Origin of the sequence: Paenibacillus sp. ACRRX, assembly GCF_022346885.1 — a bacterium.
In the GTDB taxonomy this organism is placed as follows: domain Bacteria; phylum Bacillota; class Bacilli; order Paenibacillales; family Paenibacillaceae; genus Paenibacillus_B.
This window is the reverse complement of sequence record NZ_JAKRNK010000004.1, coordinates 462,343-479,413: the sequence shown is the minus strand read 5'-3', so window position 1 is coordinate 479,413 and position 17,071 is coordinate 462,343. Positions and strand designations below refer to the sequence as shown.

Annotated in this window: 16 protein-coding genes and 1 pseudogene; 11 read left to right on the top strand and 6 right to left on the bottom strand. The window is 40.5% G+C overall.

Annotated elements, in window-relative coordinates; translation table 11 throughout:
- Window positions 1-734 precede the first annotated feature (734 nt).
- Window positions 735-1,187 carry a hypothetical protein gene (locus tag MH117_RS15255; protein ID WP_239329713.1) on the bottom strand — a complete coding sequence of 151 codons (453 nt, stop codon included), beginning with the start codon at window positions 1,185-1,187 and terminating at the stop codon, window positions 735-737.
- A 671-nt stretch (window positions 1,188-1,858) separates the two neighbouring features.
- On the opposite strand from MH117_RS15255, the gene MH117_RS15250 reads away from it, so the two are divergent.
- The 4 genes from MH117_RS15250 to MH117_RS15235 all read left to right on the top strand — a co-directional run bounded on the left by MH117_RS15250 (window position 1,859) and on the right by MH117_RS15235 (window position 6,672).
- Window positions 1,859-2,494, top strand: coding sequence for a TetR/AcrR family transcriptional regulator (locus MH117_RS15250; protein WP_239329711.1), 636 nt, complete (start codon window positions 1,859-1,861; stop codon window positions 2,492-2,494).
- Window positions 2,495-2,719: 225 nt separating this feature from the next.
- The gene (locus MH117_RS15245; RefSeq protein WP_239329709.1) at window positions 2,720-5,038 is read left to right on the top strand and encodes an ABC transporter permease; all 2,319 of its coding nucleotides are present in this window, start codon (window positions 2,720-2,722) and stop codon (window positions 5,036-5,038) included.
- Window positions 5,039-5,042: 4 nt separating this feature from the next.
- Complete coding sequence (locus tag MH117_RS15240; RefSeq protein WP_239329708.1) at window positions 5,043-5,801, top strand: ABC transporter ATP-binding protein; 759 nt, start codon at window positions 5,043-5,045, stop codon at window positions 5,799-5,801.
- 508 nt (window positions 5,802-6,309) lie between these two features.
- A complete protein-coding gene (locus MH117_RS15235; protein WP_239329706.1) occupies window positions 6,310-6,672 on the top strand; it encodes a hypothetical protein in 363 nt (120 codons plus the stop codon).
- 134 nt (window positions 6,673-6,806) lie between these two features.
- On the opposite strand, the gene MH117_RS15230 is transcribed toward MH117_RS15235, so the two are convergent.
- Together MH117_RS15230 and MH117_RS15225 are read right to left on the bottom strand one after the other, a co-directional pair.
- A complete protein-coding gene (locus MH117_RS15230; protein ID WP_239329703.1) occupies window positions 6,807-7,097 on the bottom strand; it encodes a transporter in 291 nt (96 codons plus the stop codon).
- Window positions 7,098-7,138: 41 nt separating this feature from the next.
- Window positions 7,139-7,444, bottom strand: coding sequence for a hypothetical protein (locus MH117_RS15225; RefSeq protein ID WP_239329701.1), 306 nt, complete (start codon window positions 7,442-7,444; stop codon window positions 7,139-7,141).
- A gap of 480 nt (window positions 7,445-7,924) precedes the next feature.
- Here MH117_RS15225 and MH117_RS15220 point away from each other — a divergent pair, with 480 nt between their 5' ends.
- On the top strand, window positions 7,925-8,371 hold the full coding sequence (locus tag MH117_RS15220; protein ID WP_239329698.1) for a hypothetical protein: 447 nt from the start codon (window positions 7,925-7,927) through the stop codon (window positions 8,369-8,371).
- Between the two features lie 194 nt (window positions 8,372-8,565).
- Here the strand turns inward: MH117_RS15220 and MH117_RS15215 are convergent, their stop codons facing one another.
- Window positions 8,566-8,961: a VOC family protein gene (locus tag MH117_RS15215; RefSeq protein WP_239329696.1), complete on the bottom strand. Its 396-nt coding sequence runs from the start codon at window positions 8,959-8,961 to the stop codon at window positions 8,566-8,568.
- Between the two features lie 406 nt (window positions 8,962-9,367).
- Between MH117_RS15215 and MH117_RS15210 the strand changes: the two genes are divergently transcribed.
- From MH117_RS15210 to MH117_RS15200, 3 genes are all read left to right on the top strand, one after another.
- Complete coding sequence (locus tag MH117_RS15210) at window positions 9,368-9,805, top strand: LytTR family DNA-binding domain-containing protein (RefSeq protein WP_239329694.1); 438 nt, start codon at window positions 9,368-9,370, stop codon at window positions 9,803-9,805.
- 14 nt (window positions 9,806-9,819) lie between these two features.
- Window positions 9,820-10,248 (top strand): DUF3021 family protein, encoded by a 429-nt coding sequence (locus tag MH117_RS15205; protein ID WP_239329692.1) that lies wholly within the window; start codon window positions 9,820-9,822, stop codon window positions 10,246-10,248.
- 141 nt (window positions 10,249-10,389) lie between these two features.
- Window positions 10,390-11,709, top strand: a complete 1,320-nt coding sequence (locus MH117_RS15200; protein ID WP_239329690.1) for an alpha/beta hydrolase family protein — start codon at window positions 10,390-10,392, stop codon at window positions 11,707-11,709.
- Window positions 11,710-11,982: 273 nt separating this feature from the next.
- Here MH117_RS15200 and MH117_RS15195 read toward each other — a convergent pair whose 3' ends face one another.
- Both MH117_RS15195 and MH117_RS15190 read right to left on the bottom strand, forming a co-directional pair.
- Window positions 11,983-13,173, bottom strand: a complete 1,191-nt coding sequence (locus MH117_RS15195; protein WP_239329688.1) for an MFS transporter — start codon at window positions 13,171-13,173, stop codon at window positions 11,983-11,985.
- 28 nt (window positions 13,174-13,201) lie between these two features.
- Window positions 13,202-14,017 (bottom strand): MerR family transcriptional regulator, encoded by an 816-nt coding sequence (locus tag MH117_RS15190; protein WP_239329686.1) that lies wholly within the window; start codon window positions 14,015-14,017, stop codon window positions 13,202-13,204.
- Window positions 14,018-14,527: 510 nt separating this feature from the next.
- Here MH117_RS15190 and MH117_RS15185 point away from each other — a divergent pair.
- From MH117_RS15185 to MH117_RS15175, 3 genes and pseudogenes are all read left to right on the top strand, one after another.
- A complete protein-coding gene (locus MH117_RS15185) occupies window positions 14,528-15,382 on the top strand; it encodes a helix-turn-helix transcriptional regulator (protein ID WP_239329684.1) in 855 nt (284 codons plus the stop codon).
- 58 nt (window positions 15,383-15,440) lie between these two features.
- Complete coding sequence (locus MH117_RS15180; RefSeq protein ID WP_239329681.1) at window positions 15,441-16,424, top strand: ABC transporter substrate-binding protein; 984 nt, start codon at window positions 15,441-15,443, stop codon at window positions 16,422-16,424.
- Window positions 16,425-16,444: 20 nt separating this feature from the next.
- A pseudogene (locus MH117_RS15175) lies at window positions 16,445-16,782 on the top strand (cupin domain-containing protein).
- The last annotated feature ends 289 nt before the right edge of the window (window positions 16,783-17,071 follow it).

Genomic DNA, 17,071 nt, shown 5'->3' with positions numbered 1-17,071 from the left:
AGGTTCAGTTAAGAATCGGTTGCATAAAATATCTGTCTAACTTTAAGGGGCACTTCACAACTGAGGATGAACTGCTTTTTAAGTCATAACTTCAACATGCGCTTGTCGGACATACGTAGTATCAGTGAAGACACCTTAGATGGTGTCTTTTTTCGTGGATTCAACAGTTCGTAATCATGAGCGGAAGCTGCAGCAATTATTTACCGTTTGCGTAAAGCATCGAATTTGATTTAGAGCGTACATTGATCGTAAATGGTTTTGCAGGAAGTAATTGTGGTTTTGCAAAGCCACGGCTCGCCTCCACCAAACCTGAAAGAGCCGACCGCGCGCAGGAAGCGGAAGAGAAGATGCGAAGGAAAGCCCCAGCGAACGAGCACGGAGGGCGATGGAAAACGCAATATTCTGGGCGGCCCCGCCGCAAAAATCACGGGAAAAGCAAGAGCGCTTATGAACAGCCAGAAAAATATCTTCTACGATGAACCTAACAGATCCGATCAACTCCAATTCGGTATAGGAAATTATGGGCATTCTTTCCGAAATCAAAGTGGTGGGTATTGCGATTATGATCGTCACCTATGACGCCAAGGTTCGAAGCTTTCGGTATCCGCCTTGGTTATAGAAAAAACTAAACAGCCTTAACCCGATGGAAATACGAGCTAAGGCTGCTTAATCATTTTATTTTACTGTCTACTTGATGGGTTCAGTTCAGATCTAGTGGCTCTTTTGTTACTTAACTACTTAGCTGTTTTAAATGAACTACGTATGTCTTGGAACGAATCCTCAGCGTTCCCGGATGGAGCTAAACCCATGTAAACTTTATTATCGTTAATCATCACGATTATTTCTTTATCGTTTGCCGATTGAATGAGTACTAATGTTCCTTTTAAGTCTTCGTCTTCATATGGCACAGATTCTGCAACCTTCGGATCCTTCAGCTTCTGATCTTCCAAAGCCCCTGACTTAGCCCAAACGCGTAATCTTCCTTGCACATCGGGATGCACATTCTCATCAACAAACTTCAATCTGTCCTCTTTCTTTGTTCCATTGTAGTAGTCTGTGACATAGGATAATGCCAGCTTCTCATCCGCAGATCGATCCTGCGAATCTGCAGCATTATTACTTGAGCATCCAGATAAAATAATTACTGCGGCGAATAAAATAGATAGGAATTTTGTGAAGTTCTTCATGTTGTCCCCCTTGGAAAATAATATCATTTGTCAGTTTATCAGGTATAGAGGGGATTTGGTAGTAAAATTAAGGAATTATTAATTTATTATGTATTAAGAAGTAAAATATGATAGATTATTTTGCGAATACACTAATGAGGAGGCAAGCTTTTATCGATGTGAAAAAGTCACTTACACTATACAGGATACTGATGAGGGGATAAACTTCAATGAAGATGATTTTGAGTGATATTAAGGTATCTCATGGGGTGAAGCTCAAATCATCTAATCAGTGACTACACCTGCAGAAGCCTGTGTTACGTTATCTTCGGACAGGGATTCGACTCCCCTCACCTCCACCATGTAAAACCCCATACCTCATAACGGTGGGGGTTTCTTTTAAATTGTAGACATCAGGTATGTTTTATAAATTAAACGGCTATCTTGAAGATAATTTGTCGGAAATTTAATAGAAAATAAATGATTTCTGCTACATATTCGATACACGTTGAGACAGTAATGTTGATAAAACAGATACGTTTTAATAGAGTACATCGGGGCAAAAGCTCTTTTTTATTGGTGTGTTTTAGGTGACCATTTTTTGACGTAATTTAGAATGCCCTTGACATCACAAAATAGCATGCTACTATTTAACCGACAGGCAGTCGGTCGGTAACGAAGGAGGTATTAAAATGAGAGTTGTCAAAGAAGCCGAGGAACGCAGGAACGAAATACTTGACGCGGCGGATAAGCTTTTTGGGCAGAAAGGCTTTGACGGCACGAGTACAAACGATATTCTCGAAAAGGTCGGAATTGCGCGAGGAACGCTGTATCATCACTTCAAGTCGAAGGAGGATATTATGAACGCTCTTATTGAGCGGTATAGTGTTCGTCTCTTAAGTGCGGCACAGAAAATTGGCGTAGACAAGAGTATTCCCTTAAACGAGCGCATTATTGGAGTTGTAATGGCCCTGAACATAAGTGACGGAAGTAGTAAAGAAATTTTGGAGCACATGCACAAGCCGCAGAACGCGCTTATGCATCAGAAAATACAAAAGGTCATCATAAACGGCGTTCCCCCGATACTGACGGGAGTAATCCGCGAGGGCATTGAGCAAGGCTTGTTCAGCACGCCGTTCCCGTATGAATGCATGGAAATGGTTGTGGTATATATGAATACCGTTTTTGATGATGATATGGTTGAAATGACGAACGAGGAGCGCGCTTCACGCATGCATGCGTTTGTTTTCAACGTAGAAAGGCTGCTTGGTGCCGAAAGTGGAAGTCTAATGTCCGTCGTTATGCAGATGTTTGGCAGCAATGAATAATTCGCGAAAATTTCTTCTTCTGTGGTCAGTACAGCTTACTTCAGCGATAGGAAGCGGGCTTACAGCGTTCGGGCTCGGGGTTTATGTTTTGAGCAGACGGAAAGGCATTGGCATTGGCAGAGGTATGGGATTGCTCATTATTATCGCTGGGATTTTGTTATGTGTTACTTCAGTAATTCTGTACAACTTGAAATCGGTTAAAAAGCTTGAATACAGAGGTGAATTATGTATAACAGAATAATCCGTAATGACATTTTAAAGAGCAAGGCAATTACGCTGACAACAATCATATTTGTCGCTGCCTCGGCTATGCTTGTTTCGCTCGCGGCTATACTCGTCGTCAATCTTTCGGGTGCGCTAGATACGCTTATGAAACAAGCTAAAACTCCGCATTTTATGCAGATGCATTCGGGTGAAATTGATATTGCGCGGCTTACATCTTTTGCGAAGCAAAATAACAATGTCGATGATTTTCAGGTGATTGAATTTCTCAACATGGACGGTGCTCAGATTATTTTTGGCGATAGTTCGCTTGCAAATAGTGCTCAGGATAACGGTTTCAGCATACAGAGCGAAAAATTCGATTATCTTCTTGATCTTGACGGAAACATCATAAACGTAACCGACGGCGAACTTTATGTTCCAATAAGCTATATGAGGGACAAGACCACAAAGGTCGGTGATAGGGCAGTAATAAGCGGAAAGGAATTTACCGTTGCGGGATTTCTCCGAGATTCGCAGATGAATTCCACGCTCTCCGCCTCAAAAAGATTTCTTGTCAGTAAAAATGATTACACGAAAATAAAAAACCTTGGAAGTACGGAGCATCTGATTGAGTTCAGATTAAAGGATTTGTCGGCGCTTGGCGCATTTGAGACTGCTTATGCTTCCGCAGGACTTGAGGCGAACGGACCAACGGTTACATATCGACTTTTCAAAATGATGAACGCACTTTCAGACGGGATGATGATTGCGGTTATACTTCTTGTAAGCGCACTTGTCGTTGCAATCGCATTTATGTGCATACGCTTTACGCTTCTTGCGAAGATTGAAGAAGACTACTGCCAAATTGGCGTTATGAAGGCAATAGGGTTGCGTGTTTCCGACATAAAGAAGATTTATCTTGCGAAGTATGCAGCGATTGCGGCGGTAGGCAGTATTCTCGGTTTTGCACTTTCGATTATGTTCAAAGGTATGCTTCTTGAAAATATACGGCTTTACATGGGCGAAAGCGAAAACTCTTCTTTTGCCTTGCTTTTCGGAATAATCGGCATACTGCTTGTGTTCCTTGCAATTACTGCCTATGTAAGTGGAGTGCTAAGACGCTTTCGGAAAATATCCGCTGCGGAAGCAATACGTTTTGGGACTTCACAGGAGAAAAACGCGGGAGCAAAGCGTTTTTGCCTGAGCGGAAACAGGCTGCTGCACACAAATATTTTTCTCGGTATCAAAGATGTTCTCGCAAGGAAAAGACTTTACTCCACAATGCTTGCGGTGTTGGTGATTTCGGCATTTATCATTATTGTTCCGCAGAACCTGTACAACACGATTTCCTCAAAAAGCTTTATCAAATATATGGGGATTGGGAACTACGATATGCGCATGGATATTCAGCAGACCGACAATATCTCTGAAAAAGCCGCTGAAATTATTAAAAAGTTGAACAGTGACAGTGCCATTTCAAAGTATGCCATCCTTACAACAAAAGCATTCAAAGCAAAAACGGAAAACGGATCGGAGGAAAATATAAAAGTTGAACTCGGCGACCATTCGATATTTCCTATAGCATATTCCGGGGGTAGAGCACCCTCTGAAGAAAATGAAATTGCACTTTCGGCTTTAAACGCTAATGAGCTGAGCAAAAAGGTCGGTGATATCATTACGCTAGTGATTGAGGGGAAAGAGAATAATCTCAAGATAAGCGGAATTTATTCTGACATTACCAACGGCGGCAAAACCGCAAAGGCGGTTTTTACCGATAATTCGGCAGACATTATGTGGAGTATTATCTGCGCAGAGCTTTCGGATAAATCTCTTGTCAAAGAAAGAACTTCGGAATATGCGGGCAGGTTTGTTTTTGCAAAGATTTCAGATATTGATGAATTTGTTACACAGACATTCGATTCGATAATAAATTCCGTCAGAGAGGCCTCCAGTGCCGCAATTGCCGTTGCCCTCATTATCACGGTACTGGTTACACTGTTGTTTATGAAGATGCTTGTCACAAAAGACAGATATTCCATTGTCGTCATGAAAGCGTTTGGTTTTACAAACTCGGATATTAAGGCACAGTATGTTTCGCGTTCGGTATTCGTTCTGATTGTCGGAATTATTCTCGGCACGCTTCTGGCTAACACTCTCGGAGAGATACTTGCGGGCACGGTGATCTCCTCCTTTGGAGCGTCTACGTTTAAGTTTGCGATCAATCCGCTTTCGGCGTATCTGTTTAGTCCATTAATGATGATATGCTCGGTACTTATCGCAACAATGATCGGCACATCAGGCGCGGGACAAATAAAAATTCCTGAAAATATAAAGGAGTAGGCATATGAAGAAGATTATTATCGGTGATCAAATTGTAAAATCTTTCGGCCAGGGCGATGAAAAGCGCAATATTCTCGATGGAGTGTCTGCCTACATAAACGAGGGCGAATTCGTTGCGGTTATGGGCCCTTCGGGGTCGGGAAAATCAACACTAATGTTTGCACTAAGCGGAATGGATGGCGTTAATGACGGAAAGGTCGTTTTTGACGGCAGGGATTTATCGGCGGTCGGGGAGAATGAGCTTTCAGATATACGCAGACTAAAAATGGGATTTGTATTTCAACAGCCGACTATGCTGAAAAATCTGAATATCCTCGATAACATCATTCTTCCGTCAATGCGCGACAACAGAAAAAACGCTGCAAAAATTTCGGAGAAGGCAAGAGTGCTTATGAAAAAGGTAGGCATTACGGAGCTTGAAAAGCGCGACATTACACAGGTCTCTGGAGGTCAGCTTCAGCGCGCGGGAATATGCCGAGCGCTTATGAATAGCCCAAAAATAATCTTCGGTGACGAGCCGACGGGTTCGCTCAACTCAAAATCTGCGCAGGACATTATGGACATATTTTCCGAAATCAATGCGGAAGGTACTGCGGTTATGCTTGTAACTCATGACGCCAAGGTTGCGGCGCGGACGGAGCGTATTATGTTTATGCGCGACGGATCAATCGTAAGTGAACTAAAGCTTCCGAAGTTTGATGGAGCGGATATGGATGGCAGGATCGAGAAAGTAATGGTGAAAATGAGGGAAATAGGAATATAATATCAATTGAAGATTTTGCCTCAAAAAGTAAAGGGGAAAGAAGATGGAAGTGCCTGTTTACCTTGCGGCTAGTTTAGGAAACTCAATAATACGAAATCACAAGTGACCGAACTCTGCTCTGAATCCTGTCCACTTCTTGTAGTCATCCGCGGACTGAAGTGCACCCCTTAGAATAGACATTGGAAAAAGCCCCTGGGTAGTTCAATGGGACTGCCCCCCGTTCATGAGGTCTGGGTGTTCTTTAATGTGGAGTAGAAAATGGGAGTAGCCCCTGTCAGGGGTTCAGTCCCGCACGCAAAGAAATAGTGGGATACGTCAGAAGATTGCATCTGTGAACGAGCACGGCATGGATATCCAACCGCTAAGAACGTTATCGAGGAATAAGCATCCTCTAATACAAAGTGTCTTTGTTATAATTATTAATATGAAATTATTCATTGGTAACTCTGAGTCTTCGCTCACGGGATAGGATGAAATATATAAACTGTAGATTGGCTGGTAAATCTGAATGAGTGAAAAATTCTGGTTAGTGGTACAATATCCACTTAAAAGTGCCAAGGGTAGTCAACGTGACCACTGGTTAAGAGATAAAGTAATGGAATACTTGGAGATATCTCTAGCAGATGCTAACCTAGGCTATGTTGATGGCTCAGATATGGGGAAATGCATTTCCGACCCGAAAAAGTATGCTCTTAATGTATTTTGTGTTGTTACGGAAGAAGAACGGAGTATTACCTTGGTGAAAAGAGTTTTAAGAGATAGCAGGCTTGATTATACTCGTATAAAAATCGCTACAATGCCTTATGGCAATGAAGAAATATATACTCTGAAATATGCATATAAGAAGGGCGTTACCGATTTTTCACTATAGTATGGTATTGTGTTTAGCTCCGCATGAAATGATACGGTTAATTGTCCCCCAATATGCAATAAAAGTAGTCAACTCGCTTTTTTATTATACAAATAACCCAGCACCGAAAAGGTACTGGGTTACTATTTCCTTCTCTATAGACATGTAAATGACACAATGCTTCTTAGATCGACCCCAGTAAACATCCATCTTCGACCGGTCCATCTAAAGCCCGCAACGGATGTACGTCCTACAAAGGTTGGGAAGAACCAGAACGCGTTCCCATTTCTCAACCACACAAATGTGTTGCGGAATAAACAACCGGAAATTGCTCCAGGGTCGATGGCGAACGCAGCAGCAGCGGGTTGCTGTGGTGTGAATTGTGGAGGAGGGGAGGATGGTGGCTGCTGTGTTCCTTGTGGTCCTTGAGGCGGTGTAAATGCCATAAGATTTCACTCCTTAATTAGAGGATTAAGCTTGATCATGCTTATATTAATGAAATGGCGAGTAAATTGAACAGCACTAGGGGCAAAATGAAATCATTGTGGAAATTTGGGACTAATCCGCGACTAGGCCCATGGCTAGGGAGTCTTAAGTATAAAATTCCTCTTTCGCAGTGGATAAGTAACCCTTCAAAAACATCGCCATCCACTGTCTCTACTCGGACAAGTTTATTAACATGGTTATTGCAAATATCCCCTATGTGATCTTGTATGGATTTTAAGTTGTGCATAGTAGTTGGATCCATTTGATACAGTGCTTGTTCTTGATGCCCCTGTTGTTGCAAACTCATGGTCATGACCTCCATTTTAGATTCGTTCATTTTCTCCATCATATGCAGAAGCCTATAAGGGGGTGAAGATCTGAGTGCTCGATGAAGAACGCGGGTCCGGTAAAAGGGAGAAGCAACTGTTTATGATGGCTAGTCGTTCGAATTTAAGGTGGCCTCATAACTGTAACTATATTGTAGAAGCCTGTGCTGCGTTATCTTCGGACAGCGGTTCGCCCGCGTGCAGGAAGTGTGAGATGAGCTATGAAGTGATCTTATAGGGTCGCTTTTTTTCTTATTTGGACGCGAACAGGTTAGGTAAACCGCTCGGGCTCTAGTCAGAGATCAGACAGCTTATCCCATTAAGTAAGTCATGCTTTGATAGGGCTTAATATTACAAAATAATGGGAGAAGTATCATTGCGAAAATATATTTTTGTGGCAGAGTGAAGTTGTTTTCATAGGTTGAGGCTATTTATATTTTGCTCGAAAGGAGCAAGTTTGCATGGATTTTTATTGGGGGTTTTCTTGGAAAGGCTTTTTGGTTGTCTTGTTACCCATGATCCCTAACATACTTTATTTTACTATTCCAAATTTAATATCAATAGGAGGGGCCAAAGGAAGTCATAAAGTATTAGATTTTATAGAGCATGGAAGCCAATTTGTTTACATGGCTCTTCTTGTGATGGTTGTATCAACACAAACGATACCTTTCAAAAGTAATGACCTAATTGGTATGGCAATATTTTTGATTGCTTATTATGTGTTATGGATTCTATTATTTACTGGACATAAAAATATACTTGTACTTTTATGTATGGCGATATTCCCAGTTATTTATTTCATATTAGCGGAAATATGGCTCTATAAATATTTTGCCATAGTACCAACTGTTATTTTTGGTATAGTTCATATGATAATTACATATAAAGATTTTATTTCTACAAGATAAGATCAGGAGTAACACCTGTATGAGATTTAAAATGGAGCTGCAATTTGTAGTCGGGTGACCAAAGGGATGGCATAGAGGCCGAGTACGGCATCGACATCCGGCCACTATAAACGTCATCGCCTATTAAACATCGTAAAACCCAGTCCGCATGGGGCTGGGTTTTACGATGTTTAATAAGATATATAGCGTAAAGTCTATTTTGCGTCCTCATCTGGTTGATGAATACCAAAAATATTGCCTTCAGTGTCTAGATAATAACCTTGCCACGCCATACCAGGAAGAGCATATTTAGGCAATGCGACCTTGCCTCCATGATTAAGAATTTTGGCTTCAGAAGAATCATAGTCCGCTACCCCCATTGTACATGCATAGCCATTTACAGGCTGGCATGGTTCCGGGGAAGGACCTTGGCGCTGCATCAAAGCTCCGTTGATTCCAAGTTCATTTTCATTGCCCGTCACAGCTCCGAAATAAGGCATGCCAGCATAACTGCTCCAATCCTGGAATGTCCATCCGAATACCTCTCCATAAAACTTCTTGGCACGCTCCATGTCATCGACATGAATCTCAAAATGAACTAATCTGCTCATAATTACCTCCTAGATTTGAACTATCGTTTCTCTTAATTATGTTTTTCCATTGGATTCTCCTGCTTTAGTATTAAAAATTTGTGATAAATTATACATTTTCAAAATAAAGCCTATAGTTGCGGTTTAAGTTAGGAGGATAGTAACGAAAAATGCTGCTGATTGGGTATCATCAACATATGGTACGTGCTGCGCAGCGTATCCTTCGGGCCGGGATTCGACTCCCCTTGCCTCCACCATGTAATACCCCAATCACAAGAGGTCGGGGTATTTGCTGTATGTCTATAGAAAGATTTGCTAGAATGTACGTATGCTATAGAGAATCTTCATCCCGAAGTTTTAGATGCTTTCTTTGCGGTGTACAAGACCGTGGCAAAAATCATATATGACGATGCGAGCGAGTGAGTTCATGAAAGTTTCAATCCAAGAGATCGGCAAAGACCTAGAAGAGGAAATTCTTATCCGATGTCATGAGGTAAATGATAAAGTCCACGAAATCGTAGACAAGTTAAAAATGGAAAGTTTGACCCTGCTGGGATATCATGACGATAGAGTTCACCGTATTAAACTGACCGATATCTATTATTTTGAGGCCGTCGACGGAAAGGTTTTTATTTACTGCAAGGATAACGTTTTTGAAGTCAAACAAAAGCTTTACGAGTTAGAGGAATTGTGTAAAGAAAAGAAATGTTTCCGTGCATCCAAATCTACAATTTTGAATATCATCCATATTTCATACATTCGTCCATCATTAAGCGGCAGATTTGAAGCCGTACTCAATAATGGGGAACGTATTGTTATCTCTAGGCAGTATGTCCCTGTTCTTAAACATATGCTTGGAATATGAGTGGAGGGACAAATGTGAAACTGCAGGAATTTATTAAAAAGGGGATCCAGAATTTCTTAATCATCTTTGCATCCATCATCATTATGATTACGATGTTGCGACAGTTGTATTACCCGGACATGTCCTTTGATTTGGGGTCAATCTATATCATCATGTTTTTTTCACTTTTAAGTGTATTGGTTGGATTTATTTTGTCTCCACTTCACAATATAAGCGAGATGAACATGTACATAAGAGTGGTCATTCATTTCGTGGCTTTAGAGACGATATTGATCTCTCTTGCAGCTATTTTGGGTATTATCCACCGCGCATCTGAAGCCCTCATTTTAGCATTACAAATCGTCGTAATCTATGTCATTCTTCGTCTGCTCTCATGGAGCAATGATAAAAAGATAGCCAAAGAAATAAACGAAGGATTAAAGTTTTTGAAGAAAGAAAACTAGGTGGTGAGTCTAGGGCTTTTCGCCGTTTTTGCAACTTAGTGGCCTGTAGATACAGCTTACTTCGATTCAATATACATCCTTTCGGCAGTTTTGTATGCTGGGTTTACTAAAAACTAGCTAGAACCCGAAAGGAGCAACACGATGGGCAACTTATTATTTTTTATCATTTTGATTTTCGAGATTGCTTTCGCCATGTACTGTATTGTATCGAAGAAAAGCCACCAGAAGCTAAGGAGTGGGGTCAGAATTGCCGCATTCTTCGTATTCGTAATTCTTATACTTTCATCAGTGATCGTTTGGAGCTTCCGCTGGGTATTGCTTGCCATATTCCTGTTCATACTAGCAGGAATCGGAACGATTTCCCTGATTCGCAATAACCTTAACAACCGGGAGTATAAGACTTCCCGCATAATTGGAAAAGGCGTCTTTATGACACTAATGCTAGTATTTACGCTTATTCCTATACTTGTGTTTCCGCAGTATAAATCACCGCAAGTTACTGGCTCTTATGATGTGGCGACGGCAACCTACACCTATACAGATAAGAGCCGCATGGAAGAATTCAAGGATACCGGTAAAAACAGATTTTTAAATGTTAAATTCTGGCATCCTAAAAATGCTGATGAATCCTATCCGCTCTTAGTATTTTCCCATGGTGCCAACGGTATTAAGGAAAGCAACACCTCTACCTATATGGAGCTTGCGAGCCACGGTTATGTCGTATGCTCGATCGATCATTCCTATCATTCTTTTTATACAGTCGCGGACAACGGGTCAATTGCTCTTATTAGTTCAGAATATATGAAGGAATTCCGGGATTCCAATAAAGAAGGCATTTACACGAAGGCTGAACTCTATCAACTCATTCAAAAGTGGATGAAATTGCGAACGGACGACATGAATTTTGTCATTAATACTATTATTGAAAAATCCAAGAATGACAAAGACCCTGTGTATCAGCAAATCAATCAAGATAAAATAGGGGTGTTCGGACACTCCATGGGTGGAGCGGCAAGTGTCTGGGTAGGTAGAGAGCGTAAAGATGTAAGAGCGGTTGTCAATATTGACGCCCCGTTTTTTAGCGAGCTTGCTTACAATCAAAAGAGGGATGATTTTGAGGCAAAAGATGAAGCGTATACGATTCCGTTGCTAAACATTTATTCCGATGATGTATGGAAACAACTCGATACTAACTCTGTGTATGCGGCAAACCGATTGACAAATAATTATTTCAAAGAGGCCTATACTGTTCACTTTCAAGGCGCAAAGCATTTAAGTTTGACGGATTTACCGCTTGTCTCCCCTCTACTTGCTAATATGCTGCAAGGAGGTAAAGCAGATATCGATTCATATTACTGTATCGAAACAGAGAATGAGCTTATTCTTCAATTCTTTGATGCTACCCTGAAAGGTATAGGCCGCTTCACATCCGAGGGAACCTATGGGCCAAGCCCGAGTTAAAGGTAGATAGTAAGGAATCACTGGATGAGAAATGGTAGTTTTGAACGTATTGAAATGGTGTTTTTACTAAAATATTGACTAATTAGAAATTATTATGCTTTTAAAAAACAAGGGTAACATTATACATCATAATTTCGGCAGTTTTCACAAAGAAAGTTTTAGAGTAGTCCAGTGTAAGAACCAACGGTGGACTAATACAAGAAGAATATAGTCTTAGACTGCCGTTGGTTTATTAAATTAACAATACAACCTTTATTCCATATTTTTTTCCCGTTAAGCGGACAACCTGCTATCAACAAGAGTCTTTTTGTCTAAGTTATAGCTGACAAAGGTCAGTATTGAGGCAGCTATAGCAATTATCCCTCCGATCCAGGAAACATCGATTAGTTCCATGCTTGTTGTGACTACTCCACCAAGGGAGGACCCAATCGCAATTCCGACATTGACTGATACAGGCGTTAATGATGAAGCCAGGTCTTTTGCTGATGGAAAATGCTGATCTGCCAAATCTAAAAAATACAATTGCATAGTGGAATTCATTGTATAAACGACCAGGGCAATCAATGATATGCTAATTAATCCCCCTACAATCGAATTGGATGAAAAGTAAAGCGAAATGAGAATGGCCGCTTGAACAAGGAACACATACCGGAGCTTAGCTATCCCATTGCGAGCTGCTAATTTACCACCAATTAATGTACTAAAGACTGATACAACTCCGTAAAGTAAAAATACAAGACTAATATATTGATCTGGAACAGAGATCACTTTTTGCAGCAGAGGAGTTAGATACGTATATACAGTGTAGGTCGCTCCGATGCTCAATGCTGGTATTAAGAATGCGATTATGATTCGAGAATGAGTCAATAGGCCAATCTGTTTTTTAAAGGAGCTTTTTGATCCTTTCAGTCCTTTGGGGATGGACGCTGAACTTGCGATTAGTGAAGCGATTCCTAATAGGCTAGTAAACCAAAAGGCCATATGCCAACCGCGCCATTGGCCGATATAGGTGCCAAGAGGCACCCCGATTACACTTGCAATTGTAAAGCCCGCAAAGATGATTGAAATCACCGTGCCCCTCCTTTCAGAAGACACGGCTTCACTTGCAACTGCCATTGCCAGTGAAATTAACACTCCAGTTACAATAGCTGTGATAATTCTAGAAAAAAGAAGAAGCTCATATGAACTAGATACTGCGGTTATCAGATTACCTACAATAAATACCCCTATTAAAGCAAGCATTAGTGGGTACTTTGAGAGTCGGCTAAATATGGCCGTAAAAATAGGTGTACCTATTGCAAATGAAATGGCAAACACCGAAACTAAAGCTCCTGCTGTTGAAATCGTGATATTTAAATCGGATGAAACTTCAGTTAGGAGACCAACAATGACAAATTCACTCGTTCCCAGAACAAAGGTCAATAAAAATAAATTCATAGTCAAAAGCATTTGTTGTCTAGTCAAATTCTTATCTCCTTCTCATGATCTTCAGTCAAGCTCGCTCGACGACAATTTGAACCTCTGCAACGTAAGCTTCTGGATCACTTAAGTTCTCATGAGGAATACAAATCTCGCGTCGCGGCTCGTTCTCCTTCATTCGATAACCGTTTCGCTCAATCCATAACGCCAACTCCGTACTTGCGGTGCAACGCCTTGTTGTCCAGCAATGATGGATCAGCGTGGCCATCATTGGAACTTCAGGCAATTGTTTGACTATAAAAGGAGAATTACTAGGAATTGGATGTGTGATCAGACGTGCTACTTCAATATCAATCTCGTCATCATCTTCCTCACAATCATGCCAAAGAACCATTTTGGATCGAGCTGACGGTTGATAACATTCTAAATGACTATCTAACTCTTGGAAAATATCAGGAATTTGGCAAAGTGCGGCCTTTTTTCGGTAAGATATCACAAGTTGCGATTTCACTTCTTTTAGCACAACTTCGTGCGGAGTTTGGCTATTCTCCTCCTTTTCAATGGAACAAATACGATCTTTTATTCGATCGAGCCTGGCTTGTTCTTTATCCAGATTTGTTTGGATCTCACTCTGCTTGATTCTAAACATCCCTCTGATTTGTTCGAGCGAAATATCCTCACCCAGCAGCTGTCGAATTTGATCCAGTGAGAAGCCCAATTCCTTAAATGCCATAATACGATGGAGCTGAAACATTTGGTCAGCCGAGTAATATCTATACCCTGTAAATTTGTCAGTGTGAGCGGGTTTGAGCAAATTCAATTGATCATAATAACGAAGAGTTTTGACGGAAACTTGGCTAATTTTCGAAAATTCACTTATTTTAAACATGGACACTTCCCCTTGTTACATTTAATATGGCTATTCTCTCTTCCCTTTAGCGAGTATAACGTTCCAGTCAAGGGGAGAGTCAAGTGGCTGGATCTAATCGCTTAACGTATGGGTATGGAGGTTAATCCCTCCTTATTTTTTTCTACCTTGAGTATGTCGTTACCCTGTTGTTTGAATATTAGCCGAGTTCGGCATTTTTATTGCCCGTATAACTTGACAACGATAATCATTATCAATAATGTGAAAATTAAGGAGTATCATCATGCTCACCCTCTCGCACACAGGCGGCAACCTTTAATTGATTCCGAGTTTATACAGCCCAGGTGAAGGAAGTGATCCGGAATATTGCGGCTATTAGATGGGATATGTGGGGAGGGGAACCGACCTGAAAGCGGTTTTCAACAGCAGCTTGTTGAATCGTATGTACTGCTTGTAATCAAGAGCTTCACAGGAGTACACAATCGATTTCAGGGTTGCCCAACAAACGACTATTAAAATGAGGTATGCAATGTGAAAATCGACGTTAATCAATTAGCAGCGCATTTTGCGCACATTCCTTTTCAAGTAGAAGGAATATATCGATATGCTAGAAATCCAGGTGTGCCTCACGCTGATTATACAGACTCTCTGCCTGGATTTGTGTTTCCACTTACGGGGAAGACACAATTTCAATTTAATGGAAAACCATACATCTTTTCGCCAGGAAAAGTGGTGCATGGGGGTCCAAAAATGAAACTAGCCCACAAAATGTTTGGCAACACGGACTGGGAGTACATTCTTGTTTTATACCGGATATGCAGCTCAGAACTAGAAGAGTCAAGCTTTTCTCATCAGCATTTTGAGTTATTAACGGGACAATCTCCTCGTCTTATCGAGTTAATTATGCGTCTTTGGCATGTGTATAATCAGCGCGGAGGTATTTCGATGTTTCAGACCGAAATGCTGTTTCGCGATGTACTGAATGAAGCCTTATTATGTGTCGATAATAGGCAAAATAGCTATGAATCACATATTTTATTCGAACGAGTGTCTAATTATATTCATGAATACTATGATCAAAGCCTTACAATAGCATCGCTTGCTGAACAAAATAACGTAAATCGAAATCGACTTTCTTATGTATTTAGGAGACATGCAGGTATGGGACCAGCAGAATATTTATTAAAATATCGTATAAACATGGCGCAAGAAATGCTATTTGCAAGTGATGCACCTGTACAACAAATTGCACAAACTGTTGGAATTGCTGATCCTTTTTATTTTAGTAGAGTGTTCAAGAAACAACTTGGTATTTCTCCTACTCAATATCGTGAGAAATTCATTAATAATCCATGCCAATTTCAACAGGCATCCATTCTAATCTAAAAACGACTTTACTATACTTATGGCAAACGGAATAAACATCATGTTGGAGGAATCCTGTATGCAAAAGGTTAAAGGCCTGCTAATCCCAATGTTATTATTAGCAGGCATATTAGCAGGTTGTAATGAAGCACCTGTTGAAAACAAAGGATCAACAACAGAAGGTGCATCTGCATCATCAGTCAATGCAGCTGCAACTGATTGGCCAAGAACGTTTAAGGATGCCTTAGGTAAAGAATTTGTGATCAAGAAAAAACCAGAAAAAATAGCATCTTTATGGTATTTTTATCCTGAAATTTTAGTTGCATTAGGTGAGCCGCCTGCTGCTTCTACTGATAAAGAGTTTCTGTCCTCTTTATCTTACTTAAAGGGAAAGCTGGATTCAGCTGAGGAATTAGGAGATAAATTGTCTCCCAGTATTGAAAAAATTTTATCTATTGAGCCTGATTATATTTTAGCCACAGAACATCATGAAAAAAATTATGACTCATTAGAAAAAGTTGCGCCAGTCATTACGTTGAACTCTAAAGACATCTATGACAACTGGCAATATGGGCTCCGTACAGTAGCTAAGATTATTGGAAAAGAAGCCGAAGCGGAAAAAGTAATTGATAAAATGATGAACGAAATCACAACTGGACGTGAAGCCTTAAAGTCGATTCAAGGAGAGTCAGTAGCCCTTATATTGTCTTGGGATGGAAAAACTTATAATGTTCTAGGTGAAGGTAATCCTGTCTATATACTTGCGTTTGATAAAGAAAAGGGACTGGGGCTTACACCAGATGATACCTTTAAAGGTACTAATAATGAATTTACTGCGTTTGAAGGAATGTCAACTGTTCAAGCAGACCATATTTTCCTGATAGGTGACATTACAAAAAAGGAAACATTAATGAATGAATTAAAACAAAGTAAAGTATGGAACAATCTGGATGCCGTAAAGAAAGGCAATATCTATTTAATGGATACTTCCGCTATAACTGGCGGCCCATTAGCTATCGAATATGCTTTACAAAATATAAAGAATGCTTTGCTTAAACTTTAAAAGGCTGAGGGGGAATTGTTATGGATTATCAAGCTATTAATCTGAATGAGAAGCTATCTAAAATCAACGATCTTTGGTCTCCAAAAGTCATTGGTGAAATGAATGACTATCAATGTAAACTCGTTAAGATTGCTGGGGATTTTGAATGGCATGTTCATGAAGATACAGATAAGATATTTATCGCGCTCGAAGGGGAGATGATCCTTGATTTTCGTGATGGTCAGGTGAAAATTTCCAAGGGTGAGATGTTTATTGTTCCGAAGGGAATTGAGATGAAGCCTTCCGCCGAAAAGGAATGCCATATCATGTTGGTGGAGCAAAAAGGCGTGTGAACACTGGAGGTACAGAATCCGACTAAACAGCAGCCAATGAAAATTAGATCTAGTCCACGATTTATTACTTGATATTACACTAAGTTCTTTTTAGTGACATCAAAACTGTAACTAGACCCGCAGTATCTTGGTGAAGTTTTCTTCAGAGAGGACTATTGCTCCTCTCCTTTATTATGCAAATCCGCAGCCATATCAGGTTGTGGATTTTTGCTGTACTCGGTTATCGAGGCATCAAGAAATTCATATCTCAATCAGCAGCATATGATCAACTTTCTAATCCTTTGGGCACTCACGCATACAGTACCTATCAAAGCA